Origin of the sequence: Rugamonas sp. DEMB1 (assembly GCF_029834475.1) — a bacterium.
GTDB classification, from domain to species: domain Bacteria; phylum Pseudomonadota; class Gammaproteobacteria; order Burkholderiales; family Burkholderiaceae_D; genus Rugamonas; species Rugamonas rubra.
Genome location: NZ_CP122407.1, coordinates 6409540 through 6432553, shown reverse-complemented (window position 1 = coordinate 6432553; position 23014 = coordinate 6409540). Strand labels below are relative to the sequence as shown.

The window sequence follows — 23014 nt, the reverse complement described above, 5'->3', positions numbered from 1 at the left end:
TCGTACGCGCCGCCGGCATGGCGGCGCGCGGCGGCGGCCTACTCGGCCGGCGCCAACTGCGGGTCGGCCTGCAGCAGGATCTCGCGCTGGGCCGGCCAGTGCCAGGTGCCGGCCAGGCGCCAGTCGCGTTGTTCGCTTTCCACCTGGACCACCCAGCGGCTGCGCTCGAGCATCGGCAGCGGCACGCGGAAGACGCCGTCGGCGTCCGGCTGGATCGCCAGCTGGACGTCCTTCTCCGGCTGGGTGGCGTGCGACAGCTGCAGCAGCAAACGGCCCGGCACGGCCTGCGCCGCGCCGGCGATGCGCCCGCTGAGCACGCCGTCGCCGGCCTCGTAGCGCAGCGCCAGCTTCAGGCCCAGCGCGCTGGCGGCGCGGTCGCGCCGCAGGTCCTGGTTGATCGCCTTGCCCTGCTTGTAGTAGTCGCCCACCACCAGCGCGTCCTGGCCCTGGTAGGCGATGTAGCCAAGGTAGCTGCCGGCCACCACCACGATGGCCGGGCCGGCCATCAGCAGCCAGGGCCAGCGGTGGCGCCACCAGGGCGCCACGGCCTCGGCGCGGGGGTTGAGCGGAATCACTTCGGACATCTGGTTCTCCTTAACGCGGCACAAAGAAGACCGCGTGTTCACGCACGTGCAGGCTGGGGTCGTCGACGGCCACCAGTTCGATGTCGATCTTGTTCGAGCCCTTTTGGCCGACGCCGTGCGCGGTGCGCAGGCGGATCGGATAGGCCAGCGTCTCGGTGGCCGCCACCTTGACGGTGTCGCCGGTGAGCAGGGTCAGCGTGTCCAGGCCCTTGACCGCGATGCGGTAGGTGTGGGCCTGCTCGGTGGTGTTCATGATCTGCAGGCGGTAGACGTTCTCGATCATGCCGTCCTCGACCTCGCGGCCCAGGGTGCCGCGGTCGCGGATCACGTCCAGCTTGAGCGGCATGCGCAACCACAGCGCGCTGCACACGGCCAGCACGATCAGGCCGAGGATGGTGATGTAGATCAGCACGCGCGGGCGCAGCGCGTGGGCGCGGATCTGCGCCGTGGTGTAGTTCTCGGCCATGGCGTGGTCGGTGCTGTAGCGGATCAGTCCGCGCGGCTGGCCGACCTTGTCCATCACGTCGTTGCAGGCGTCGATGCAGGCGGCGCAGCCGATGCACTCGTACTGCAGGCCGTCGCGGATGTCGATGCCGGTCGGGCAGACCTGCACGCACAAGGTGCAGTCGATGCACGAGCCCAGCTTGGCGTTGGCCACCTCGTCGCGGCGGCGCGCGCCGCGCGGCTCGCCGCGCTTGGTGTCGTAGGTGATGATCAGGGTGTCGCGGTCGAACATCGAGCTCTGGAAGCGGGCATAGGGGCACATGTACTTGCACACCTGCTCGCGCATCCAGCCGGCGTTGCCGTAGGTGGCGAAACTGTAGAAGACCACCCAGAACCATTCCCAGGGGCCGAAATTGAGCGTCAGCACCTCCTGCGCCAGCGTTTTGATCGGCGTGAAATAGCCGACGAAGGTGAAGCCGGTCCACAGCGCCAGGGCGCCCCAGACCAGGTGCTTGGCGCTCTTCTTGAGGAATTTGGAAACGGACGGACCTTGCTTGTCGAGGGCCATGCGCGCGCTGCGCTTGCCCTCGATTTTGCGTTCGATCCACAAGAAAATCTCGGTGTACACCGTTTGCGGGCAGGCGAAGCCGCACCAGACCCGCCCCGCCATCGCCGTCGCCAGGAACAACAGGTAGGCGCAGATGATCAGCAGGGCGGCCAGGTAGATGAAGTCCTGCGGCCACAGCACCAGGCCGAAAATATAGAACTTGCGGGCGACCAGGTCGAACAGCAGGGCCTGCCGTCCGTTCCAGCTCAGCCAAGCCAGCCCGTAGAACGCGAGCTGGGTCAGCCAGACGCACAGCCAACGGATGTTGGCGTAGCGTCCCTTGGCCTCGCGAGGATAGATCTCCTCGCGAGCGGCGTACATCTTGATGACTTGTGGTTTTGGAGCGTTCATTTCTTAGATGATACTCTTACTGCTGTGCGGCGGGCGCGGCGGCGACGGCGGGATTGTTGACGTCGTTCGACAGGCTCCAGACGTAGGCGGCCAGCACGTGCACCTTGCCCTCGCCGAGGAAGTCCGAGAAGGGCGGCATGGCGTTGGTCCGACCCTTGCGGATGGTTTCCATGATGGTGTCGGCGCTGCCGCCGTACAGCCAGACCTTGTCGGTCAGGTTGGGCGCGCCGATCGCCTGGTTGCCCTTGGCGTCGGCGCCGTGGCAGGCCATGCAGGCGCCGAACTTGGCCTTGCCGAACACCGCCTTGATCGGGTCGGAGGTCGAGCCGGACAGGCTCAGCACGTACTGGGCGACGTTCTCGACGTCCTTGTCGCTGCCCAGCGCGGCGGCCATGCTCGGCATCATGCCGTTGCGGCCGTGCATGATCGTGGTCTTGATCACGTCCGGCGCGCCGCCGTGCAACCAGTCCTTGTCGGTCAGGTTGGGGAAGCCCTTGTTGCCGCGCGCGTCGGAGCCGTGGCACTGCGCGCAGTAGGTCAGGAACAGGCGTTCGCCCATGGCGTGCGCCTTGGGATCGGCGGCCACGGTTTTCAGGTCCTGTTTCAGGTACTGGCTGAACAGCGGGCCGTAGTCGGCGTCGGCCTTCTTCAGCTCGGCCTGGTACTCGCCCGTCGATTTCCAACCCAGGCTGCCGGCGTAGGTGCCCAGGCCCGGATACAGGAACAGATAGGCCAGGCCGAACACGATGGTGATGTAGAACAACCACATCCACCAGCGCGGCATCGGCGTGTTCAGCTCGGTCAAGTCCTCGTCCCAAACGTGGCCGGTGGTGCCCACCGGCGCGCCGGGTTCGGCCGACTCGCCCGGTTGCAGCTTGTGCTTGGACTGGGCGTACAGCAGGATGCCGCAGCCGAACACGCCGAGCATGGTCAGCACGACGATGTAGATGTTCCAGAAACCGCTAGTGAAGTCAGACATGTGGGCTCTCCTCGTCGGCGAAGGGCAGTTGTGCCGCCTCGGCAAAATTCTCCGTGTTACGGCGGGAGAAGGCCCACCACATGATGCCGATGAAGGTGATGAAGGAAACCACCGTCATCACACTGCTGGCGCGGTCGAACAGGTTCTCGATAACCATGCTAGTTCCTCGTTTTGATTTGTGTGCCCAGGCCTTGCAGATAGGCGATCAGGGCGTCTTCTTCGGTCTTGTCCTTGAGCGCCTCGGGCGCGGCGGCAATCTCGGCCTCGGTGTACGGGTCGCCCAGGCGGCGCAGCGCGCGCAGCTTCGGCTGGATGTCCTGCGGCACCAGCTTGGTGGTCGCCAGCCAGGAGTAGTTCGGCATGTTCGACTCGGGCACCACGTCGCGCGGGTTGTTCAAGTGCGTCTTGTGCCATTCGTCGCTGTAGCGGCCGCCGACGCGCGCCAGGTCGGGCCCGGTACGCTTGGAGCCCCACTGGAAGGGACGGTCGTAGACGAACTCGCCGGCCACCGAGTAGTGGCCATAGCGCTCGGTCTCGGCGCGGAACGGACGCACCATCTGCGAGTGGCAGTTGTAGCAGCCTTCGCGCACATAGATGTCGCGGCCGGCCAGGCGCAGCGGCGAGTAGGGCTTGAGGCCGGCCACCGGCTCGGTGGTCGACTTCTGGAAGAACAGCGGGATGATCTCGACGGCGCCGCCGACGCTGACCACCACGGTCACCAGGGCGATCAGCAGCCAGGGGTTCTTTTCAATCCATTCATGGGTAAATTTCATCGTCAACTCCAGGGTTTAGGCGTGACCCGCGGCCAGCGCGGGAATGCGAGCCGTCACGGTGGCGCGGTTACGCAGCGTCATGTAGGTGTTGTAGCCCATCAGGCACATGCCGGTCAGATACAGCAGGCCGCCGGCGACGCGCACCACGTAGTAGGGATAGGTGGCCTTGACGCCTTCGACGAAGGTGTAGGTCAGGGTGCCGTCCGGGTTGACCGCGCGCCACATCAGGCCCTGCATCACGCCGGCGATCCACATCGCGGCGATGTACAGCACGATGCCGATGGTGGCGACCCAGAAGTGCACGTCGATCAGCTTGGTGCTCCACATCTTGGTTTCGCCGGCCATGCGCGGCAGCAGGTAGTAGATCGAACCCATGGTGATGAAGCCGACCCAACCCAGGGCGCCGCCGTGGACGTGGGCGATGCTCCAGTCGGTGTAGTGCGACAGGGCGTTGACGGTCTTGATCGACATCATCGGACCTTCGAAGGTGGCGATACCGTAGAACGACAGCGAGACGATCATGAACTTCAGGATCGGGTCGGTGCGCAGCTTGTGCCAGGCGCCCGACAGGGTCATGATGCCGTTGATCATGCCGCCCCAGGACGGTGCCAACAGGATCAGCGAGAAGACCATGCCCAGCGACTGGGTCCAGTCGGGCAGGGCGGTGTAGTGCAGGTGGTGCGGACCGGCCCACATGTAGGTGAAGATCAGCGCCCAGAAGTGGACGATCGACAGGCGGTAGGAGTACACCGGACGCTCGGCCTGCTTCGGAATGAAGTAGTAGACCATGCCCAGGTAGCCGGCGGTGAGGATGAAGCCGACCGCGTTGTGGCCGTACCACCACTGGATCATGGCGTCCTGCACGCCCGAGTAGGCCGAGTAGGATTTGAACAGCGAGGCGGGCATGCTGGCGCCGTTGACCACGTGGAGGATCGTCACGGCCAGGATGTAGCCGGCGAAGAACCAGTTGGCGACGTAGATGTGCTTGACCTTGCGGGTGAGCAGGGTGCCGAAGAACACCACGGCGTAGGCGATCCAGACGACGGCGATCAGGATGCTGATCGGCCATTCGAGCTCGGCGTATTCCTTGCCGCGGGTCAGGCCCAGCGGCAGGGTGACGACGGCGCTCAGGATCACCGCCTGCCAACCCCAGAAGGTGAAGGCGGCGAGCTTGTCGGAGAACAGCCGCACCTGGCAGGTGCGCTGCACGACGTAGTAGGAGGTGGCGAACAGGCCACAGATGCCGAAGGCGAAGATGACGGCGTTGGTGTGCAGCGGACGCAGGCGTCCGTAGGTCAGCCAGGGTATGTCCAGGTTCAGGGCGGGCCAGGCGAGCTGGGCGGCGATGATGACGCCGACCAGCATGCCGATGATCCCCCAGACTACCGTTGCGATCGCGAATTGCTTCACGATTTTGTAGTTGTAGTTCAGTGCTTGATCCACTTGATTCTCTCCCGAGATTACTGCGATGATGTAAATCACAGAATACGGGTTTGAACCTTCAAAAACTTTGATTCAGATCAAAATTGCCTGATTGAATTAATGCGTAACGTCACCATTTTGCTGCGCCGCGTCAACCGGGCCGGCCGGGGCGGCGGGCGCGCTGGAATCGTCGTCCTGCAACACGCGCATGCCGGGGCCGACCAGGTCGTCGAACTGGCCGCCGTCGGAGGCGCTGAAAAACACCCACAGGGCGACGAAGACCATGATGACGGACAGGGGGACGAGCAGAAAGAGGGCTTCCATGGGGATCAGTCGCGCCGCAGGCGCATAGCGTTGGCCACCACGACGGCGGAGCTGAGCGCCATGCCGACGCCGGACAGCCAGGGATTGAGGTAGCCCAGCGCGGCGGCCGGGATCGCGACCAGATTGTACACCGTGGCCCAGCCGAGGTTTTGCCGGATCACCCGCATCGCCTTGGCCGCCGTGCGCGCCGTGTCGGCCACCGAGGCCAGGCGGCCCGACAGCAGCACGGCGTCGGCGTGGGCCTGGGCCAGGGCGGCGCCCGAGCCCATGGCGAAGGAGACGTCGGCGGCGCTGAGCACGGCGGCGTCGTTGATGCCGTCGCCGACCATCGCCACCACCGCGCCCTGCCGCTGCAGGCGCTGCACGTAGGCCAGCTTCTGCTCCGGCAGGTAGCCGCCGCAGGCCTCGGCGATGCCGAGGCGGGCGCCGACCTGCTGGGTCAGGGCGTGCTGGTCGCCGCTGAGCAGGACGATCTGCTTGCCGGCGCGGCGGAAGTAGTCGACGGTGGCCTCGGCGTCGTCGCGCAGGCCGTCCTGCAGGTGGAAGCAGGCCAGCCAGTCGTCGGCGCCGCCGAGGTAGACCGGGGTCATGCCGCCGGGCACGCTGTGGCCGGGTGCGGGCGGCGGACCGCTCAGGCCGGCGACGAAGGCGGCGCTGCCCAGCCGGTATCGGCGGCCGTGCACCCAGCCCTCCAGGCCCTGGCCGGGGACTTCGACGATCTTTTCCGCCTGCCACCAGTGGGCCGGCAGCAGCGGGTCGGCCGGCGGCGCGGCGGCGCGCAGGGCGCGCGCCAGCGGGTGGGCGCTGTCGGCCTCGAGCGCGGCGGCCAGGTGCAGGCAGTGCTCCTGCTGCATCAGGCCGAGCAGGGCGGTGTCCTGCAGTTGCGGCCGGCCCAGGGTCAGCGTGCCGGTCTTGTCGAACACGATGTGGCTGGCGCGGTGCAGGGTTTCCAGGGTTTGCGGGCCGACCACCAGCACGCCGCGGCGCAGCAGGCGGTCGATGGCGGCGGCCAGCGCGCTCGGCGTGGCCAGCGACAGCGCGCAGGGGCAGGACACCACCAGCACGGCGATCGCCACCGGCCAGGCCAGCGCGGGCTCGTACCAGCGCCAGAAGGCGAAGGTGGCCAGGGCGAACAGCAGCAGGGCGCCGACGAACCAGGCGGCGACCCGGTCGGCCCACTGGGCGATGCGCGGCTTGTCCTGGCCGGCGCGGTCGATCAGGCGCACCAGGTCGGACAGGGTGCTGTCGCGCGACGGCCGCAGCACGCGGGCCACCACGGCGGCGCTGGCGTTGATGGCGCCGCCCGGCACCTCGTCGCCGGGGCCGCGGCGCTGCGGCGCGCTCTCGCCGCTCAGCAGCGACAGGTCGAGCGCGGTCTGGCCGTCGACGATGGCGCAGTCGGCGGCCACCGCCTCGCCCGGCTTGACCAGGATGAAGTCGCCGGCGGCCAGCGCGGCGGCCGGCACCACGGCGCCGGCGCGGCTGGCCGGCCAGTCGGCCAGCCTGGTGGCGGCGGCGGGCAGGGCGTGCTGCAGGCGCTCGAGCGCGGCGGCGGCCTTGCGGCGCGCCAGCAGCTCGAGGTAGCGGCTGGCCAGCAGCAGGAAGATGAACATGGTCACCGAGTCGAAGTAGACCTCGCCCTGGCCGCGCCAGGTGGCCACCACGCTGGCGCCGAAGGCGGCGACGATGCCCAGCGCCACCGGCACGTCCATGCCCAGCGCGCGCGCGCGCAGGCTGGCCCAGGCGCCGCGCAGGAAGGGCTGGGCCGAATACAGGATGGCCGGCAGGGTCAGCAGCAGGCTGGCCCAGCGCATCAGGCTGGCCATGTCGTCGTCCAGGGTGCCGGACTCGGCCAGGTAGGCCGGCGCCACGTACATCATCACCTGCATCATCGCCAGGCCGGCGACGAACAGCTGGCGGCCCAGCGTCTTGCCGGCGCGGCGCAGCTGCTCGCTGTGGCGGGCGGCGTCGTAGGGGTAGGCGGCGTAGCCGATGGCGTGCAGCGCGGCGAGGATGTCGCCCGGCCTGCAGGCGGCCTTGTTCCAGCGCACATAGAGGCGCTCGGTGGCGACGTTGAGCTGGGCGCCGTGCACGCCGGGCAGGCGGGCCAGGCGGCGCTCGATCAGCCAGACGCAGGCGGCGCAGCGGATGCCCTCGACCGCCAGGGTGGTCTCGCAGCTGTCCTCGTCGAGGGCGAAGCGGGGATCGGCGTTGTCGTACAACTGCAGCTCGGGCGGCACCAGCTGGGCGCCCTCGGCGCTGACGGCGAAGGCCGAGCGGGTGCGGTAGTAGTCCTCCTGGCCCAGCTCGACGATGGTCTGCGCCACCGCCTCGCAGCCGGGGCAGCACATCGGCTGCGAGGCGCCGTCGATGCGCACGCGCCAGTGCGACTTGGCCGGCACCGGCAGGCCGCAGTGGTAGCAGGCCAGCGCCGGGCCGCTGTGGGCGGGCGCGGCGGCGGCCGGCGCGTCCAGGCGGGCGCTCACGGGTGCCCCGTCAGGCACAGCGCGTCGATCCAGCCGAGCGAGACGCCGTTGGCGGCGCGCGCCAGGCCGAGCAGGCCGAAGGCCAGCACCAGCAGGCCGCAGCCGAGCCGCACGGCGCGCCGTTGCAGCGCCTCGCGCAGGCGGGCGCCGAGCAGGCCCAGGCTGAGCAGCATCGGCAGGGTGCCCAGGCCGAAGGCCAGCATGACGGCGGCGCCGGAGGCGGCCGAGCCGCTCAGCATGGCCGTCAACAGCACGCTGTAGACCATGCCGCAGGGCAGCCAGCCCCACAGGCCGCCCAGCGCCAGCGCCTTGGCCGCGCTGTCCATCGGCAGCAGCGGCGCCAGCAGCGGCTGCACGCGGCGCCAGACCACCTGGCCGGCCGCCTCCAGCCGGGCCAGGCCGCGCCAGGCGTCCATCAGGTACAGGCCGAGCGCCACCAGCATCAGGTTGGCCAGCCAGTAGAAGCCGATCTGCACGCCGGCCATGCGGGCCAGGCTCTGCGCGCCGCCGGCCACGCCGCCGGCCAAGGCGCCGGCCAGCATGTAGCTGCCGATGCGGCCGCCGTTGTAGGCCAGCACACGGGCCAGGCGGTCGGCCAGGGCCACCGGCGGCGCGGCGGCCGGCGCCGTGGCCGTCGGCTGGGCCAGGGCGATGGCGATCACCGGACGCGGCCGGGGCCGGGACGCCGCCGACAGCGCGCCGACGATGCCGCCGCACATGCCGACGCAGTGCACGCTGCCGGCCAGGCCGACCAGGAATACCGGTAGAAGTTGCAGACCGCTCATGTTTGAATGAAACCGTTTATATCGTTTATATAATTTAAATCGTTTATATTATTTATTTGATTTATATCGTTTATTTCGTTTAGATCGTTTTCGAATAGCGCAGCGGCTGCGGCGCGTTGTCGCGCGCGGCGTTGAGGTAGCGGTCGAACACCATGCAGATGTTGCGGATCAGCAGGCGGCCCTTGGGCGTGACGGTCAGCCAGGCCGGCTCGATGGTCAGCAGGCCGTCGGCCTCGAGCGCGGCCAGCTTGGCCAGCTCGGCGGCGAAGTAGCTGCGGAACTCGATCGGATAGGCCTGCTCGATCGACTCGATGGACAGCTCGAAATTGCACATCAGCATCTGGATGATGATGCGGCGCAGCAGGTCGTCGGTGCTCAGCTTGATGCCGCGGGCGATCGGCAGCTTGCCCTCGTCGAGCTTCTCGTAATAGGCCTCGAGCGTCTTCTCGTTCTGGCAGTAGGTGGCGCCGACGGCGCTGATGGCCGACACGCCGCAGGAGATCAGCTCGGCCTCGGCGCGCGTCGAATAGCCCTGGAAGTTGCGGTGCAGCCGGCCCTGGCGTTGGGCGATGGCCAGCTCGTCGGTCGGCTTGGCGAAGTGGTCCATGCCGATGTAGACGTAGCCGGCGGCGCACAGGCGGCGGATGCACAGCGCCAGCATGTCCAGCTTGACCTGGGCGGTCGGCAGCTCGGCCTCGTGGATGCGCCGCTGCGGCTTGAACAGGTGCGGCATGTGGGCGTAGTTGTACAGGGCGATGCGGTCGGGGCTGGCCGAGACCACCTTGGCGATGGTCTGCTCCATCGTCGCCAGGCTCTGCAGCGGCAAGCCGTAGATCAGGTCGATGCTGACCGAGCGGAAGCCGGCCGCGCGCGCCGCCTCGATGATGGCCACCGTCTCGGCCTCGGGCTGGATGCGGTTGACCGCCTTCTGCACCTCCGGGTCGAAGTCCTGCACGCCCAGGCTGATGCGGTTGAAGCCCTGCGCGCGCAGCGAGTGGACCCGCTCGACGGAGACGGTGCGCGGGTCGATCTCGATCGAGTACTCGCCCAGCTCGTCCGGGGCGAACTCGAACTGGTGGCGCAGGTGGGCCATCAGCTCGCCCATCTGGCGGTCGCTCAAATAGGTCGGCGTGCCGCCGCCGAAGTGCAGCTGCTCGATCTGGTTCATGCCGGCGAACAGGCGCGCCTGCATCTCGATCTCCTGCTTCAGGTAGCTCAGGTAGGTGGCCGCCTTGCTGCGGTCCTTGGTGACGATCTTGTTGCAGCCGCAGTAGTAGCACACCGTGTCGCAGAAGGGGATGTGCAGGTACAGCGAGAGCGGGCGGCGGCCGCCGCGCATGCGCAGGCCGGCGACGGCCTCCAGGTAGTTGCCGTAGCCGAAGTCGGGCTGGAAGCGGTCGGCCGTCGGGTAGGACGTGTAGCGCGGCCCGGACTGGCTCAGTTTGCCGATGATGTCGGCGTCGAACTGGACCGAGGGGAAGAACGCGACGTTCTGGCTGGAGGTGGTGGGCATGGTCGTTTCTAGTTTCTATCTAGCGTGGCGAGTACAAGTGCAGGTGCAGGTGCGGCTGCGGCTGCGGATGGGGAGGGCGCCCGGCCTCAGGCGGCCAGGCGCTTCGGCGCCGGCGCCGCCTTGGCGGCGGCGGGGGCGCCGCGGCGGCCGCGCGCGTCCGCCACCGGGCGGCCGAACTTGAACAGGCTGACCGCCTGGCTCAGGCCGCCGGCCTCGTTGGCCAGGCTGGCGGCGGCCGCCGCCGCCTGCTCGACCAGGGCGGCGTTCTGCTGGGTCACCTTGTCCATGTGGGCGATGGCCGAGTTGACCTGGTCGACACCGATGCTCTGCTCGCGCGAGGCGGTGGAGATCTCCTGCATGATGGCGGTGACGCGCTGCACCGAGCTGACCACCTGCTGCATGGTCGAGCCGGCGCGGTGCACCTGCGCCATGCCGGCGCTGACCTTGCCGACCGACAGGTCGATCAGGTTCTTGATGTCCTTGGCGGCGGTGGCGCTGCGCTGGGCCAGGTTGCGCACCTCGCCGGCGACGACCGCGAAGCCACGGCCCTGCTCGCCGGCGCGGGCCGCCTCGACGGCCGCGTTCAACGCCAGGATGTTGGTCTGGAAGGCGATGCCCTCGATCAGGGCGATGATGTCGACGATCTTCTTCGACGAGGCGTTGATGTCGTCCATGGTGGCGATGACGTCGGCGACGATCTCGCCGCCCTGCACCGCCACGCTGGAGGCGCTGACGGCGAGCTCGTTGGCCTGCACCGAGTTGTCGGCGTTCTGCTTGACGGTGGCCGAGAACTGCTCGACCGAGGAGGCGGTCTCCTCCAGGCTGGCGGCCTGCGCCTCGGTGCGGCCGGACAGGTCGGCGTTGCCGGCGGCGATCTGGCGGGTCGCCACGGCCATCGTCTCGACGTTGACGCGCACGTCGCGGATGGTGGCGATCAGGTTGCTGTTCATCTGCTGCAGGGCGCGCAGCAGCTGGCCGACCTCGTCGGTGGAGTCGGTCTCGAAGGTGCCCGACAGGTCGCCGGCGGCGATGGCGCGGGCGCCGTGCAGGGCGCGGTTGAGCGGCTGCAGCACGCCGGAACGCAGGGTCCACCAGAGGAAGACGTTGATCAGCAGGCCGACGAAGGTGGTGATCAGGATCACGTAGTTGACCGTGGTCAGCGGGCCGTCGTGGCCCAGCAGCACGGCCAGGCAGGTGCCCAGCTGCAGCGTGTTGACCAGGCTGGTGCACAGCCAGATGCGCATCGCCAGCGAGACGTGGCGCAGGCGCGCCAGGGTGTTGCCCAGGCCGGGGCGGATGAACTGGCCGTTCTTGATGCGCAGCTTGGCGCCGGCCCGCTTCAGCTCGCGGTAGTCCTGCTCGGTCTTGGCCACCAGCTGGCGCTCGGCCTTGACGCGCACCGCCATGTAGCCGATGGTGCGGCCGGCCTCGCGGATCGGCGTGACGTTGGCCTTGACCCAGAAGAAGTCGCCGTTCTTGCAGCGGTTCTTGATCACGCCGGTCCACGGCGAGCCGTGCTTGATCGAGCGCCACAGGTCGGCGAAGGCCTCGGCCGGCATGTCGGGGTGGCGCAGGATGTTGAGCGGCTGGCCCATCAACTCGGCCTCGCCGAAGCCGCTGATCTGGGTGAAATACGGGTTCACATAGGTGATGTTGCCATCCAGATCGGTCTTGGAGACGATGGCTTGGTCGTCCATGACCTCGACTTCTTGATTGGTGACAGGTTGATTGTTACGCATCTCGTCTCTCCGGGACTGGGGTGTGTTCTTGTGATACAGCAAGATATGGGCCCCAGTGTAAGGAGTCGGGGCGGCAAATTTATTGATTTAGATCAAAATTTCCCGGATTGCCTGTGCTAGGCGGCAGGTTTGATTGCCTAAAATACAAGCAGAGCGGGCGCCACCCCGGCGCCGCCGCGTGGCGGGCGCCGGCCGGCGGCGCCGGCCCGGCCCGGGCCGATCTTTGCTCCTTGCCAAGGTCGCGTATTGATAGGAGAATTCTCCAGCCAGCCGGCGCGTTCGCCGGCCCCCGCAAACAAGGACCCCATGAAGCCACTCGGCATCAAAGCCAAGGTCGCCTTGGCCACCAGCGTCACGTCGATCCTGATGATAGGCATCGTGACCGTGGTGCAGATGCAACGCATGCGCGACGACTTCACCACCGTCCTGTTCGCCCAGCAGAACGCGCTGATCGAGCGCACCGCGCAAGACCTGGACGACAAGCTCGGCCTGCTGCTCGAGGTGCTGGCGCGGTCGGCCCGCACCACGCCGCTGGCCGCCGCCGCCTCGCCCGACAAGCTGCGCGCCCATTTCGGCGACCGCGTGCTGCTGGCCATGTTCGACGACCTGCTGGTGCTCGACCGCGCCGGCCAGATCATGGCCGACCTGCCGCAGCAGCCCGGCCGCACCCTGATCAACGCCGCCGACCGCGCCTACTTCCAGCGCGTGATGCGCGAGCGCAAGCCCTTCATCACCGAGCCGCTGATCGGCCGCGGCAACAAGCAGCCGATCGTGCAGATGGTCGCCCCGGTGCTCGACGCCAAGGGCGAGGTGGTCTGCGTGCTGGTCGGCGTGCTGCGCCTGTACAAGGACAACCTGCTGGGCCACCTGCGCACCGCCAAGGTCGGCAAGAGCGGCTACTATTTCGCCCTGACCCGCGGCGCCCTGCCGGTCTACGTGCTGCACCCGGACCCGCAGCGCCTGCTGCAGCCGCGCCCGGCCAACGCCAACCCGGCCACCAGCGAGGCGCTGACCCACGGCTTCGAGGGCACCACCATCAGCACCAACAGCCACCGGCTGCGCGCCCTGGTCAGCTACAAGATGCTCAAGTCGGTCGACTGGATGCTGGCCGCCTCGCTGCCGGTGGAGGAGGCCTTCGAGCCCTTCGACGGCCTGCTGTCGCGGCTGGCGCTGTGGAGCTTCCTGGCGGCGCTGCTGACGGCGGCGCTGATCGGCTGGCTGACCTCGCGCCTGCTGGCGCCGCTGGTGCGCCTGCGCAACGCCATCGTCCGCCTGCGCGCCGACGCCAGCAGCTACGTGCCGCTGCAGGTGCGCACCCAGGACGAGGTGGGCCAGCTGACCATGGCCTTCAACAGCCTGATGCACGAGCGCCTGGCCGCCGACGCCCGCCTGCAGGGCCTGATCGAGTTCGCCCCCAACGCCATCGTGGTGATCGACGGCGACGGCCGCATCGAGACCTTCAACCGCCAGGCCGAGGTGTACTTCGGCTACGCCCGCGGCGAGATCCTCGGCCAGCCGCTCGAGACGCTGGTGCCGGAGCGCCTGCGCGGGCGCCACGTGGTGCACCGCCAGCGCTTCTTCTCGACCCGCCTGAGCGCCGAGCCGGTGCGCATGGGCCGCGACGCCACCCTGTGGGGCCTGCGCAAGGACGGCAGCGAGTTCCCGCTGGAGATCAACCTGAGCGCGGTGCGCACCGACCAGGGCACCAAGACGCTGTCGGTGATCTCCGACATCACCGAGCGCCACCGCCTGCAGCTGGAGGTGGCCGCGCGCGCCCTCGAACTGGAGCGCGAACGCGACCGCGCCGAGGCGGCCAACCGCGCCAAGGGCGACTTCGTGGCCAACATGAGCCACGAGATCCGCACCCCGATGAACGCCGTGCTGGGCATGGTCCACCTGCTCGGCAACACCGCGCTGACCAACGAGCAGCGCAAGTACCTGACCATGGTGCGGGTCTCCGGCCAGTCGCTGATGGGCATCCTCAACGACGTGCTCGACTACTCGAAGATCGAGGCGCGCCGCATGGAGCTCGCGCCGGTCGAGTTCGTGCTCGACGAGACCATGGACGCGCTGGCCACCACCATGACCATGAACGCCGGCGACAAGGAGCTCGAGCTGGCCATCGACGTCGACCCGGCGGCGCCGCGCCGGCTGCGCGGCGACGCCCTGCGCCTGCAGCAGATCCTGGTCAACCTGGCCGGCAACGCCATCAAGTTCACCGAGCAGGGCGAGGTGCTGGTCAGCGTCAAGCTCAGCGCGCGCCAGGGCGAGCGGGCCCTGCTGCGCTTCGAGGTGCGCGACAGCGGCATCGGCATCAGCCTCGAACAGCAGGCCCAGCTGTTCACCGCCTTCTCGCAGGGCGACGAGAGCATCACCCGGCGCTTCGGCGGCACCGGCCTGGGGCTGACCATCACCAAGCACCTGGTCGAGCTGATGGGCGGCCAGATCGCCGTCAGCAGCCCGCCCGGCGAGGGCACGCGCTTCTGGTTCACGCTGCCCTTCGAGGTGGTGGCCGAGCAGGCCGGGCCGCGCCGCAAGCCCGACATCGGCCCCTTGAACCTGCTGGTGGTCGACGACAACCGCACCAGCCGCGAGCTGATCGCCCGGCTGATCCGCGCCTGGGGCTGGAGCGCCGACGAGGCCGCCAGCGGCGAGGCCGCCGTCGCCCTGGTCGGCGCGCTGCAGGCGCGCGCCCAGCGCTACGACGTGGTGCTGGCCGACTGGCACATGCCCGGCATGGACGGCCTGGCCACGGCCAAGGCGGTGCGCCGCGCCGCCGCCGGCGCGCGCCAGCCGATCGTGGTGATGGTCAACGCCTTCGCCCGCGGCGACCTGGCGGCGATCTCCGCCGCGCCCGAGGCCGACGCCGTGCTGGTCAAGCCGATCACCAGCTCCAACCTGTTCGACGCGCTGCACCAGGCGCTGGCCCAGCACGACGGCCGCGACGAGGCCCACCTGGTCGAGCAGGGCGGCGCGCCGGACCGCCTGCGCGGCGCCCACTTCCTGCTGGTCGAGGACAACCTGCTGAACCAGGCGGTGGCGCGCGGCATCCTCGAGCACGCCGGCGCCACGCTCGACGTGGTCGGCGACGGCCAGCAGGCGGTCGACCTGCTGCGCGTCGACGCCGGCCGCTACGACCTGGTGCTGATGGACATGCAGATGCCGGTGCTCGACGGCTTCAGCGCCACCCGCATCCTGCGCCAGGAGCTGGGCCTGGCGCTGCCGGTGGTGGCGATGACGGCGGCGGTGCTGACGGCCGAGCGCGAGCGCTGCGTCGAGGCCGGCATCAGCGACTTCATCCCCAAGCCGATCGAGGTCGAGGAGATGCTGGCGGTGATCCTGCGCCACCTGGCCGAGCCGGCGCGGCGCGCCGGCGCGCGGCGCGCCGCCCGCGTCGCCGCCGCCGCCGAGGACAGCGCGCCGGCCCCGGCGGCTCCGGCGCCGGCCCCGGCGGCGGCCCCGGCGCCGGCTCTCGCGCCGGCGGCGGCCGGCGCCGCCGACACCGTCTTCAACATGGACAGCCTGATGCGCGTGATGGGCCGGGGCCGAAGGGCCGCACGGTGATGTTCAAGCTGGTGCGCGGCGCCCTGGGCGGCGGCCTCGAGCCGCTCGACCAGGCCGACCTGGCGCTGCGCGAGGGCCGCCCGCTGGACGCCGGCCGGGTGCTGCACAGCCTGCGCGGCGCCGTCGGCGTGCTCGGCGCCAAGCGCCTGATCCAGGCCACGCTGGAGGCCGAGAGCGCCATCCACGAGGGCCGCGCCGACCAGCTCGAGGCGCAGCTGGCCACCGTGCGGCGGGTGCTCGAACAGACCCTGGCCGAGGCCCGCGCCTGGCTCGAGCAGGAGGACCGCTAACCGCTAGCCGCTCAGGCCATCTTGTCGAGCTGCTGCTGCAGGCGGTCCAGGTTCTGCTCGTTGGCCTCGACGGCGAACTTGCTGATGCGGGCGCACTCGGCGGCGCTGTCGAAGCGCATGGTCCAGTCCAGCCAGGTGCCGCCGTCCTGCTCCTTGAACAGCAGGGTGGCCTCGAACGGCGGCCCGGACACATGGCGGAAGACGATGCGCGCCGGCGCGTCGACGGCGACGAACTCGCACTCGTTGGGATAGTTGACGCCGTCCGGCCCGTGCATGACGAAGCGCCACAGGCCGCCCGGCGCCATGTCGAACACCTTGAAGGTGTTGGAAAAGCCCTCCGGGCCCCACCAGCGCGCCAGGATGGCCGGGTCGCTGAAGGCGCGGAACACCTGCTGCGGCGGCGCGGCGAACTGGCGTGAGCTCACAATTTCGGTATCGTTCATGGCGCGCTTCCTCCAGGCTCGTGGGCGAAACTCGGACTGTCCGGGAAATAGTACCGCAATGCGCCGCGCGCTTCCACGCTATCATGGCGGCGCGTTCGCCGCCTTGCCACCTAGGCGGCGGAGCAACCTTTTTTTTCGGAATCATGTATAAACAAACGTCAACATCGGCCGATACTCCCCCTGGACGGCCGTCGTCCACCCAATAACCAGCTATCCCCGCCTATGGCCGCCCACTCGCCCCCACCACCCTGTCCCGTCCGCCACGCCGCCGCCCGGTCCGCCCGGTCCGCCATGGCGCGCCCGGCGGCGCTCCGCCTGGCCGCGCTGTTGCTGCTGGGCATGGCCGGACCCGCCGCCCTGGCCCAGGCGCCGGCGGCCGACGCCAGGCGCGCCCAGGAGGTGGTCCGCGTGGTGGCCGGCATCAACAGCTATGTGCGCTGGCCGGCGCCGCACCCGGAGACCCTGGTCTGCGTGTTCGGCACCCCCCGCTACGCCGACGCCCTGCTCGATCCGGCCGGCGCCGGCCACCTGCGCGCCGTGCGCGCCGTCGGCGACCACGAGGACGGGCCCGGCGCCTGCCAGATCGCCTACCTGGGCGCGCTGGGCGCGCTCGAACACCAGCGCCTGATGGCCCACGTCATCGGCCGGCCGGTGCTGTCGATCAGCGAGGCCAACCCCAACTGCGCCGCCGGCAGCATGTTCTGCCTGAAGTTCCGCGACAACCAGGTGGCCTTCGAGGTCGACCTCGACGCCGTCGCCCGCAGCGGCCTGCGGGTGCATCCCAACGTGCTGCTGCTGGCCAAGCGCAAGGCGGCCACGCCATGACGCCGCTGCCGCCGCACCCGCCGCACAGCCCGCGCCCCTCGCTCGACCAGGTGCTGACCCGGGCGCACCGCCGCGTCGCCTGCATCGCCGTGGCGCTGGCCGGGCTGGCGCTGACCGTCGCCGGCCTGGGCGCGCTGCGCTTCTACTCGGAGCAGAACCTGCGCCTGGTGGCGCGCTCGCTCAGCTACACGGTGGAGGCGGCCGTGGTGTTCGACGACGCCCAGGCGGCGCAGGAGGCGCTGGCGCTGATCGGCGGCCACGAGGACGTCGCCGAGCTCGAGGTCGGCAACATCGAGGGCCGCGTGCTGGCGCGCTGGTCGCCCGGCGCGCCCGGCGCCGGCGCCCGGCTGGAACAGACCCTGGCCGGCTGGCTGATCCCCAGCCCGCTGCTGTTCCCCGTGCTGCACGACGGCCAGGCGGTCGGCCAGATCCGCCTGGTGCCGCTGGGGCGCGGCCTGCTGCAGTACCTGCTCAGCGGACTGGCCTGCGTCTGCCTGTGCCTGGCCATCAGCATCGCCGTGGCGGCGCGCCTGGCGCGCCGCATGCAGGCCGAGATCACCGGCCCGCTGCGCGACCTGGCCGGCGTGGCGCACCGGGTGCGCTGCGACCGCAGCTTCGGCCTGCGCGTGCCGGACGCCGGCATCGCCGAGCTGAACGCGCTCAACGGCGACTTCAACGCCCTGCTCGACGAGCTCGAGGCCTGGCAGCGCCACCAGCAGAAGGAGCACGCCACGCTGTCGCACCGCGCCAGCCACGACAGCCTGACCGGCCTGTCGAACCGCGCCATGCTCGAGAGCGAGCTGGCCAAGGCGCTGGCCGAGGCCGCCGCCGAGGACGGCCTGGTGGCCCTGCTCTACCTCGACAGCGACCGCTTCAAGGAGATCAACGACCAGCACGGCCACGCCGCCGGCGACGCCGTGCTGGTCAACATCGCCGCGCGCATCAAGACCCTGCTGCGCAGCAACGACCTGGTGGCCCGGCTGGGCGGCGACGAGTTCGCCATCCTGCTGCGTCCGCTGCGCCACGGCGCCGACGCGCTGGCCATCGCCGACCAGATCATCGCCGCCATGGCCCAGCCCATCCACCTGCCCGGCGGCGACAACATTTACACCTCCCTCAGCATCGGCGTGGCGCTGTACCCGCAGCACGGCGCCGACCCGGCCGCCATGCTGCTGGCCGCCGACGAGGCGATGTACCAGGCCAAGCAGCGCCGCCGCGGCTCGCGCCACGTGGCCGGGCCTCCCCACACCATTCCAGGATAAGAGCTTATGAAACCACCCGTCCAACCCCGCCGCCGCGCCCTGCTGGCGGCCGCGCTGCCCCTGCTGGCCGCGCTGACCCTGGCCGCCTGCCAGAGCGCGCCGCCGGCGCCGCCGCCGCGCTTCAACGCCGGCCAGCTGGCCATGTTCCGCGAGCTCGGCTTCAGCCAGACCGAGGAGGGCTGGGAGCTGAGCTTCGCCGAGAAGCTGCTGTTCGACTTCGACGCGCACAAGCTCAACGGCACGAGCCGGGCGGCGGTGGGCAAGGTCAGCGCCGCCCTGCTGTCGGTCGGCATCGTCCACCTGCGCGTCGAGGGCCACACCGACGCCTCCGGCAGCGAGGCCTACAACAGCAAGCTGTCGCGCCAGCGCGCCGACGCCGTGGCCGACGCCATGAGCGAGGCCGGCATCCGCCGCGAGGACATCGTCGCCATCGGCCACGGCAAGGGCAGCCCGATCGCCGACAACGCCACCGCCGCCGGCCGCGCCGAGAACCGCCGCGTCGCCATCATCGTGCTGGCGCCGTAGCGGCGCGCCGGGGCGGATTCGCCACTGCGACGACAAAACGAGGCAATTGTCTCCGCGCTGCGGAGACAATTCAGCTGGACGCATATCAAGACCTTGATTTACGTCGATGATGCGCTGAAGCGCGATTTCTATATCGAGCTATGTCGCCTTGAAAAATGGTCGTCTCGTCAACTACAGGAGCGCATGAATTCCATGTTGTTCGAACGTAGTGCTATTTCAAAAAAGCCTGACAAAACCATTCGCAAGGAACTAAGCCTGACATAACTGGTCTGGCCTGCGGGGCCATGACGGCGGACGTACGCCCCGCCTATAATGTGGGGGAGTTATCGTCGTCAGCGACATGCACGCCCGCGGAGGAAATATGCCTTCTGACAATACCATTTTCGAGGTCATCGACCACGCCTCCTTGCTCAAGCTCGTCGAGACTGGAATGGTCGACAGCACGCATGTCATCGGGCAAGACGACGGCTGGCGGATACACGTCAAGTACGACGCCAGCGAACGACAACTGGCGGCGAGCGGCAGCCGGCGGCCACGCTTGTTTCATCATTTGGAAGCGCTGGCCGACTACTTGAAAAGCATAGGCATCGTCCACTTTGATGTAAATGCACTCGAGTATCGGCGCGCCCCCGCACCTATGCGTGAACCCGTCTCCGCCGGCGCCCCACGGGAAGACGACGAGGCCGCCTATACGCGCTGGCTCAAGGCTGAGATTCAAGAAGCGCTCGACGATCCCAGCCCATCGATCCCGCACGCCGAGGCCATGCGCCAAATCCGCGCCGCCATCAAGCAGAAGTAAGAGCATGACGTGCCGCTCCTTCAATGGAAAATCCAGGCGACGCACGACTTAATTCGAATTGCTAGGCACATCGCCAAAAGCAGTGCGGCGAACGCCGACAGAATGCTCAACCTTATCGAAAACAAGGTCGTTCTGCTCGCGACACATCCGCATGTCGGCCGCGCCGGTCGCCAACACGGCACGTATGAACTGGTCGTGCATGAACACTACATCGTCGTCTATCGCATACGGCAGAACATGGTGGAAATTCTGAGGGTGAAACATACAGCACGACATTGGCCCGCCGCTTGAAGGACTCGCCTCCTAGCCAAATTCCTACCAAACCACTTTTGGCAGGAATCGTCGGGTGGATGTCCTTTCGCACGACGCGCCGGCTGCGCTATAGTTGTCGTCATATCAATGCCGACCAGGAAGCGCCGCCACCATGAAGCCCGCCCCCAGCGCCACCCGCCACATCGTCCTGTTCGCCTTCGACGGCGTCGAGCTGCTCGACGTGGCCGGGCCGCTGGAGGCCTTCGCCACCGCCTCGGCGCTGCTGGGCGGCGCCGCGCCCGGCTACACGGTGGAGATCGCCGCCGAACGGCCCGGCCTGCTGCGCACCGCCTCCGGGCTGGCCATCGCCGCCACCCGCGCCTTCGCCGCGGCGGGGCCGCTCGACACCCTGCTGGTGGCCGGCGGCGCGGCGATCGAGGACTGCTGCGCCCGCCCCGAACTGCTCGACACGCTGCGCCGCCAGGCCGGCCGCGCCCGCCGCCTCGGCGCCGTCTGCACCGGCGCCCTGCTGCTGGCCGAGGCCGGCCTGCTCGACGGCCGCCGCGCCGTGACCCATTGGAACTGGTGCGAGCGCCTGGCGCGCCGCTACCCCAAGGTGACGGTGGACGGCGCCGCCATCTTCGTCGCCGACGGCGGCGTCTGGACCTCGGCCGGCGTGACCGCCGGCATCGACCTGGCGCTGGCCATGATCGAGGACGACTTCGGCGCCGCGCTGGCGCTGCGCACCGCGCGCGAGCTGGTGATGTTCCTGCGCCGGCCGGGCGGCCAGTCGCAGTTCGGCGTCGCGCCGCCGGCCCCGTCCGGCCGCGACGAGGCCATCCGCCGGGTCCAGCAGGCCATCGTCGAGCATCCCGAGGCCGACCTGTCGGTGGAGGCGCTGGCGCGCCTGGCGGCCATGAGCCCGCGCAACTTCGCCCGCGTGTTCAAGCGCGACACCGGCGTGGCGCCGGCCCAGTTCGTCGAGCGCAGCCGCCTCGAACACGCGCGCCGCCGGCTGGAGGCCGACGCCGCGCCGGTCGAGCTGGTCGCCCTGGCCTGCGGCTTCCGCAGCGCCGACGTGATGCGCCGCGTCTTCCTGCGCTATCTGCAGGTCAGCCCGGGCGACTACCGCGAGCGCTTCGGCGCCTGGCGCGGCCGGCCGCCCGCCGTTTCCCCCACCCAACCACCACCACAGAAGAGGAATTGCAATGAACCACCAGTTCGAGGATATCGCCGCGCGCCAGGCCCGTTTGCAGATCCTGCACGTGGGTATTTTGGTGTTCCCCGGCGTCGAGGTGCTCGACTTCGCCGGCCCCTTCGAGGTGTTCTCCGTCGCCGCCCGCGTCGCCAAGCGCGAGCTCGGCCTGGAGTCGGCCTTCAAGGTCTCGCTGATCGGCGCCGAGCGCGACACCATCGCGGCGCGCCACGGCATGGGCGTGCTGCCGCACCACGGCTTCGACGACACGCCGCCGCTCGACCTGCTGGTGGTGCCGGGCGGCCTGGTCGAGCAGCCGCGCGGCTGCGCCCGCACCCTGGCCTGGATCCGCCGCGCCAGCGAGCAGGCCGCGCTAACCGCCTCGGTCTGCACCGGCGCCGCCCTGCTGGCCCAGCTGGGCCTGCTCGACGGCCTGGCCGCCACCACCCACTGGGAGGACATCGCCGAGCTGCGCGCCGAGTTTCCCCAAATTGACGTCCGCGAGAACACGCCGTGGGTCGACCAGGGCCGCATCGTCAGCTCGGCCGGCATCTCCGCCGGCATCGGCATGAGCCTGCACCTGGTCGAGCGCGTGCTGGGCGCCACGCTGGCCGCCGCCACGGCGCGCCAGATGGAGTACGACTGGACGCCGTCGACTCAGTCGTCGAAGTACCAGTAGCCGCGGTTGACCCACTGCGCCAGCGCCTGCGCCAGCTCGGGCTGCTCCAGCCAGGGCGCCAGGGCGGCGTGGTCCAGCTCGTCGTTGTCGCACAGCGCCAGCACGGCGCCGTGGCAGGCCGGGCCGAAGTTGTAGCGGGTGCCGTCGATGTAGCAGACGCCGGCCGCCACCGTGGCGTCGACATAGAAGCAGCGCAGGCCGCCGATGCGCAGCAGCGGTGCTTGGCGCCAATACTCGAGCAACTCGGCCGGCGCGAAGGGCTCCTGCAGCGGCTGCAGGTCGAGCTCGCACTTGTTGCGCGACAGCATGGCGCCGACGGCGTCGGCCAGCACCGCCTCGTCGTCCAGCATGGCCTGCATCTGCGCGCGCAGGCGGGCGAAGTCGGTGGCGTCGATGCGGCCCTGCTGGTGGTGGGCCGGCCGGCCCGGATCGCTGAGCAGCTCGTTGCCCAGCTCCTTGTCGAGCAGGTGGTCGGCCAGCGCGCTGACCAGCTCGCTGGGCGACTTGCTGCGGAAGCCCACCGAAAAACTCATCGAGGCCTCCAGCGTGACGCCGTCGTGCGGGAAGCCGGGCGGCAGGTAGAGGATGTCGCCGGGCAGCAGCTCGACGTCGATGATCGGCTCGAACGGGTCGCAGTGCAGCAGCGCGGCGTGGGCGGCGAACTCGCGGTGCGGCCCGCGCGCGCCGACGCGCCAGCGGCGCCGGCCCGAGCCCTGGCAGATGAACACGTCGTAGCGGTCGATGTGCGGGCCGACCCCGCCGCCCGGCGTGGCGTAGCTGATCATCACGTCGTCCAGCCGCCACTTGGGCAGGAAGGCGAAGGGCTTGACCAGCTCGGCCACCTCGGGCACCCAGTGGTTGGCGGCCTGGACGATCAGCGTCCAGTCGCGCTCGCCGAGCCGCTCGTAGGAGTCGAACGGGCCGTGCTCGGCCTGCCACTCGCCGCCGCGGCGGTAGACCAGGCGCGACTCGATCTGCTCCTCGCAGGCCAGGCCGGCCAGCTCGTCCGGGCTGAGCGGGTCGGCGAAGTGTTCGAAGCCGCCACGGATGACCAGCGGCTGCTGCTGCCAGTGCTTGGCGAGGAAGTCGTCTATCGAGACGTTGGCGAGGGTGAAGGTGGACATGGCGGACACGGTCAGGGAAAGGGCCATGTTTTACCACCGACAAAATCGC

The 23014-nt window shown here is 69.5% G+C and carries 21 protein-coding genes and 2 pseudogenes; 10 read left to right on the top strand and 13 right to left on the bottom strand.

Going from position 1 to position 23014, the window contains the following annotated elements:
• Positions 1-38: 38 nt before the first annotated feature.
• From QC826_RS29650 to QC826_RS29600, 11 genes are all read right to left on the bottom strand, one after another.
• Positions 39-584 carry a FixH family protein gene (locus QC826_RS29650; RefSeq protein WP_279763620.1) on the bottom strand — a complete coding sequence of 182 codons (546 nt, stop codon included), beginning with the start codon at positions 582-584 and terminating at the stop codon, positions 39-41.
• 10 nt (positions 585-594) lie between these two features.
• Positions 595-1986 (bottom strand): cytochrome c oxidase accessory protein CcoG, encoded by a 1392-nt coding sequence (ccoG, locus tag QC826_RS29645; RefSeq protein WP_279763619.1) that lies wholly within the window; start codon positions 1984-1986, stop codon positions 595-597.
• A 16-nt stretch (positions 1987-2002) separates the two neighbouring features.
• Positions 2003-2965 carry a cytochrome-c oxidase, cbb3-type subunit III gene (gene ccoP / locus QC826_RS29640; RefSeq protein WP_279763618.1) on the bottom strand — a complete coding sequence of 321 codons (963 nt, stop codon included), beginning with the start codon at positions 2963-2965 and terminating at the stop codon, positions 2003-2005.
• The gene (locus QC826_RS29635) at positions 2958-3122 is read right to left on the bottom strand and encodes a cbb3-type cytochrome oxidase subunit 3 (protein WP_279763616.1); all 165 of its coding nucleotides are present in this window, start codon (positions 3120-3122) and stop codon (positions 2958-2960) included. Before QC826_RS29635 ends, ccoP begins: the two co-directional genes overlap by 8 nt.
• Before the next feature lies 1 nt (position 3123).
• Positions 3124-3738, bottom strand: coding sequence for a cytochrome-c oxidase, cbb3-type subunit II (gene ccoO, locus QC826_RS29630; protein ID WP_279763615.1), 615 nt, complete (start codon positions 3736-3738; stop codon positions 3124-3126).
• 15 nt (positions 3739-3753) lie between these two features.
• The gene (gene ccoN, locus QC826_RS29625; RefSeq protein ID WP_279763614.1) at positions 3754-5181 is read right to left on the bottom strand and encodes a cytochrome-c oxidase, cbb3-type subunit I; all 1428 of its coding nucleotides are present in this window, start codon (positions 5179-5181) and stop codon (positions 3754-3756) included.
• A 96-nt stretch (positions 5182-5277) separates the two neighbouring features.
• Entirely contained in the window at positions 5278-5484 is a 207-nt protein-coding gene (ccoS, locus tag QC826_RS29620; protein WP_279763612.1) for a cbb3-type cytochrome oxidase assembly protein CcoS, read from the bottom strand.
• A gap of 5 nt (positions 5485-5489) precedes the next feature.
• The gene (locus tag QC826_RS29615) at positions 5490-7970 is read right to left on the bottom strand and encodes a heavy metal translocating P-type ATPase (RefSeq protein WP_409567734.1); all 2481 of its coding nucleotides are present in this window, start codon (positions 7968-7970) and stop codon (positions 5490-5492) included.
• Positions 7967-8755, bottom strand: a complete 789-nt coding sequence (locus QC826_RS29610; protein ID WP_279763611.1) for a sulfite exporter TauE/SafE family protein — start codon at positions 8753-8755, stop codon at positions 7967-7969. The genes QC826_RS29615 and QC826_RS29610 overlap by 4 nt, the downstream gene beginning before the upstream one ends.
• Before the next feature lie 79 nt (positions 8756-8834).
• The gene (gene hemN / locus QC826_RS29605; protein ID WP_279763610.1) at positions 8835-10268 is read right to left on the bottom strand and encodes an oxygen-independent coproporphyrinogen III oxidase; all 1434 of its coding nucleotides are present in this window, start codon (positions 10266-10268) and stop codon (positions 8835-8837) included.
• Positions 10269-10354: 86 nt separating this feature from the next.
• Positions 10355-12007 (bottom strand): methyl-accepting chemotaxis protein, encoded by a 1653-nt coding sequence (locus tag QC826_RS29600; RefSeq protein ID WP_279763609.1) that lies wholly within the window; start codon positions 12005-12007, stop codon positions 10355-10357.
• A gap of 306 nt (positions 12008-12313) precedes the next feature.
• On the opposite strand from QC826_RS29600, the gene QC826_RS29595 reads away from it, so the two are divergent.
• Together QC826_RS29595 and QC826_RS29590 are read left to right on the top strand one after the other, a co-directional pair.
• Positions 12314-15571 (top strand): response regulator, encoded by a 3258-nt coding sequence (locus QC826_RS29595; RefSeq protein ID WP_279763608.1) that lies wholly within the window; start codon positions 12314-12316, stop codon positions 15569-15571.
• Positions 15571-15861: an Hpt domain-containing protein gene (locus tag QC826_RS29590; protein WP_409567914.1), complete on the top strand. Its 291-nt coding sequence runs from the start codon at positions 15571-15573 to the stop codon at positions 15859-15861. The genes QC826_RS29595 and QC826_RS29590 overlap by 1 nt, the downstream gene beginning before the upstream one ends.
• A gap of 11 nt (positions 15862-15872) precedes the next feature.
• On the opposite strand, the gene QC826_RS29585 is transcribed toward QC826_RS29590, so the two are convergent.
• Entirely contained in the window at positions 15873-16304 is a 432-nt protein-coding gene (locus QC826_RS29585; protein WP_279763606.1) for an SRPBCC family protein, read from the bottom strand.
• Positions 16305-16595: 291 nt separating this feature from the next.
• On the opposite strand from QC826_RS29585, the gene QC826_RS29580 reads away from it, so the two are divergent.
• The 8 genes and pseudogenes from QC826_RS29580 (at position 16596) to QC826_RS29545 (ending at position 21841) form a co-directional block, all read left to right on the top strand.
• Complete coding sequence (locus tag QC826_RS29580) at positions 16596-17129, top strand: YfiR family protein (RefSeq protein WP_093389178.1); 534 nt, start codon at positions 16596-16598, stop codon at positions 17127-17129.
• The gene (locus QC826_RS29575) at positions 17126-18391 is read left to right on the top strand and encodes a diguanylate cyclase domain-containing protein (protein ID WP_279763605.1); all 1266 of its coding nucleotides are present in this window, start codon (positions 17126-17128) and stop codon (positions 18389-18391) included. Before QC826_RS29580 ends, QC826_RS29575 begins: the two co-directional genes overlap by 4 nt.
• A gap of 6 nt (positions 18392-18397) precedes the next feature.
• Positions 18398-18916 (top strand): OmpA family protein, encoded by a 519-nt coding sequence (locus QC826_RS29570; RefSeq protein WP_279763604.1) that lies wholly within the window; start codon positions 18398-18400, stop codon positions 18914-18916.
• Positions 18917-18952: 36 nt separating this feature from the next.
• Positions 18953-19171: pseudogene (locus QC826_RS29565) on the top strand (DUF1016 N-terminal domain-containing protein); the annotation flags it as partial.
• 106 nt (positions 19172-19277) lie between these two features.
• On the top strand, positions 19278-19715 hold the full coding sequence (locus tag QC826_RS29560; RefSeq protein ID WP_279763603.1) for a hypothetical protein: 438 nt from the start codon (positions 19278-19280) through the stop codon (positions 19713-19715).
• A 9-nt stretch (positions 19716-19724) separates the two neighbouring features.
• Positions 19725-20006, top strand: a complete 282-nt coding sequence (locus tag QC826_RS29555) for a type II toxin-antitoxin system RelE/ParE family toxin (protein WP_279763601.1) — start codon at positions 19725-19727, stop codon at positions 20004-20006.
• 133 nt (positions 20007-20139) lie between these two features.
• A pseudogene (locus QC826_RS29550) lies at positions 20140-21093 on the top strand (GlxA family transcriptional regulator); the annotation flags it as partial.
• Positions 21094-21175: 82 nt separating this feature from the next.
• Complete coding sequence (locus QC826_RS29545; RefSeq protein ID WP_279763600.1) at positions 21176-21841, top strand: DJ-1/PfpI family protein; 666 nt, start codon at positions 21176-21178, stop codon at positions 21839-21841.
• On the opposite strand, the gene QC826_RS29540 is transcribed toward QC826_RS29545, so the two are convergent.
• Entirely contained in the window at positions 21820-22992 is a 1173-nt protein-coding gene (locus tag QC826_RS29540) for a cupin domain-containing protein (protein WP_279763599.1), read from the bottom strand. The two genes, QC826_RS29545 and QC826_RS29540, sit on opposite strands and share 22 nt — an antisense overlap.
• Between the last annotated feature and the right edge of the window lie 22 nt (positions 22993-23014).

Bases quoted from the DNA above. Each gene is read 5' to 3' on its own strand.
- ccoG (WP_279763619.1), bottom strand. From the start codon at position 1,986: ATGAACGCTCCAAAACCACAAGTCATCAAGATGTACGCCGCTCGCGAG.
- QC826_RS29600 (WP_279763609.1), bottom strand. From the start codon at position 12,007: ATGCGTAACAATCAACCTGTCACCAATCAAGAAGTCGAGGTCATGGAC.
- QC826_RS29610 (WP_279763611.1), bottom strand. From the start codon at position 8,755: ATGAGCGGTCTGCAACTTCTACCGGTATTCCTGGTCGGCCTGGCCGGC.
- QC826_RS29575 (WP_279763605.1), top strand. From the start codon at position 17,126: ATGACGCCGCTGCCGCCGCACCCGCCGCACAGCCCGCGCCCCTCGCTC.
- ccoS (WP_279763612.1), bottom strand. From the start codon at position 5,484: ATGGAAGCCCTCTTTCTGCTCGTCCCCCTGTCCGTCATCATGGTCTTC.
- QC826_RS29580 (WP_093389178.1), top strand. From the start codon at position 16,596: ATGGCGCGCCCGGCGGCGCTCCGCCTGGCCGCGCTGTTGCTGCTGGGC.
- QC826_RS29560 (WP_279763603.1), top strand. From the start codon at position 19,278: ATGCCTTCTGACAATACCATTTTCGAGGTCATCGACCACGCCTCCTTG.
- ccoO (WP_279763615.1), bottom strand. From the start codon at position 3,738: ATGAAATTTACCCATGAATGGATTGAAAAGAACCCCTGGCTGCTGATC.
- hemN (WP_279763610.1), bottom strand. From the start codon at position 10,268: ATGCCCACCACCTCCAGCCAGAACGTCGCGTTCTTCCCCTCGGTCCAG.
- QC826_RS29635 (WP_279763616.1), bottom strand. From the start codon at position 3,122: ATGGTTATCGAGAACCTGTTCGACCGCGCCAGCAGTGTGATGACGGTG.
- QC826_RS29590 (WP_409567914.1), top strand. From the start codon at position 15,571: ATGTTCAAGCTGGTGCGCGGCGCCCTGGGCGGCGGCCTCGAGCCGCTC.
- QC826_RS29540 (WP_279763599.1), bottom strand. From the start codon at position 22,992: ATGGCCCTTTCCCTGACCGTGTCCGCCATGTCCACCTTCACCCTCGCC.
- QC826_RS29545 (WP_279763600.1), top strand. From the start codon at position 21,176: ATGAACCACCAGTTCGAGGATATCGCCGCGCGCCAGGCCCGTTTGCAG.
- ccoP (WP_279763618.1), bottom strand. From the start codon at position 2,965: ATGTCTGACTTCACTAGCGGTTTCTGGAACATCTACATCGTCGTGCTG.
- QC826_RS29650 (WP_279763620.1), bottom strand. From the start codon at position 584: ATGTCCGAAGTGATTCCGCTCAACCCCCGCGCCGAGGCCGTGGCGCCC.
- QC826_RS29595 (WP_279763608.1), top strand. From the start codon at position 12,314: ATGAAGCCACTCGGCATCAAAGCCAAGGTCGCCTTGGCCACCAGCGTC.
- QC826_RS29570 (WP_279763604.1), top strand. From the start codon at position 18,398: ATGAAACCACCCGTCCAACCCCGCCGCCGCGCCCTGCTGGCGGCCGCG.
- QC826_RS29585 (WP_279763606.1), bottom strand. From the start codon at position 16,304: ATGAACGATACCGAAATTGTGAGCTCACGCCAGTTCGCCGCGCCGCCG.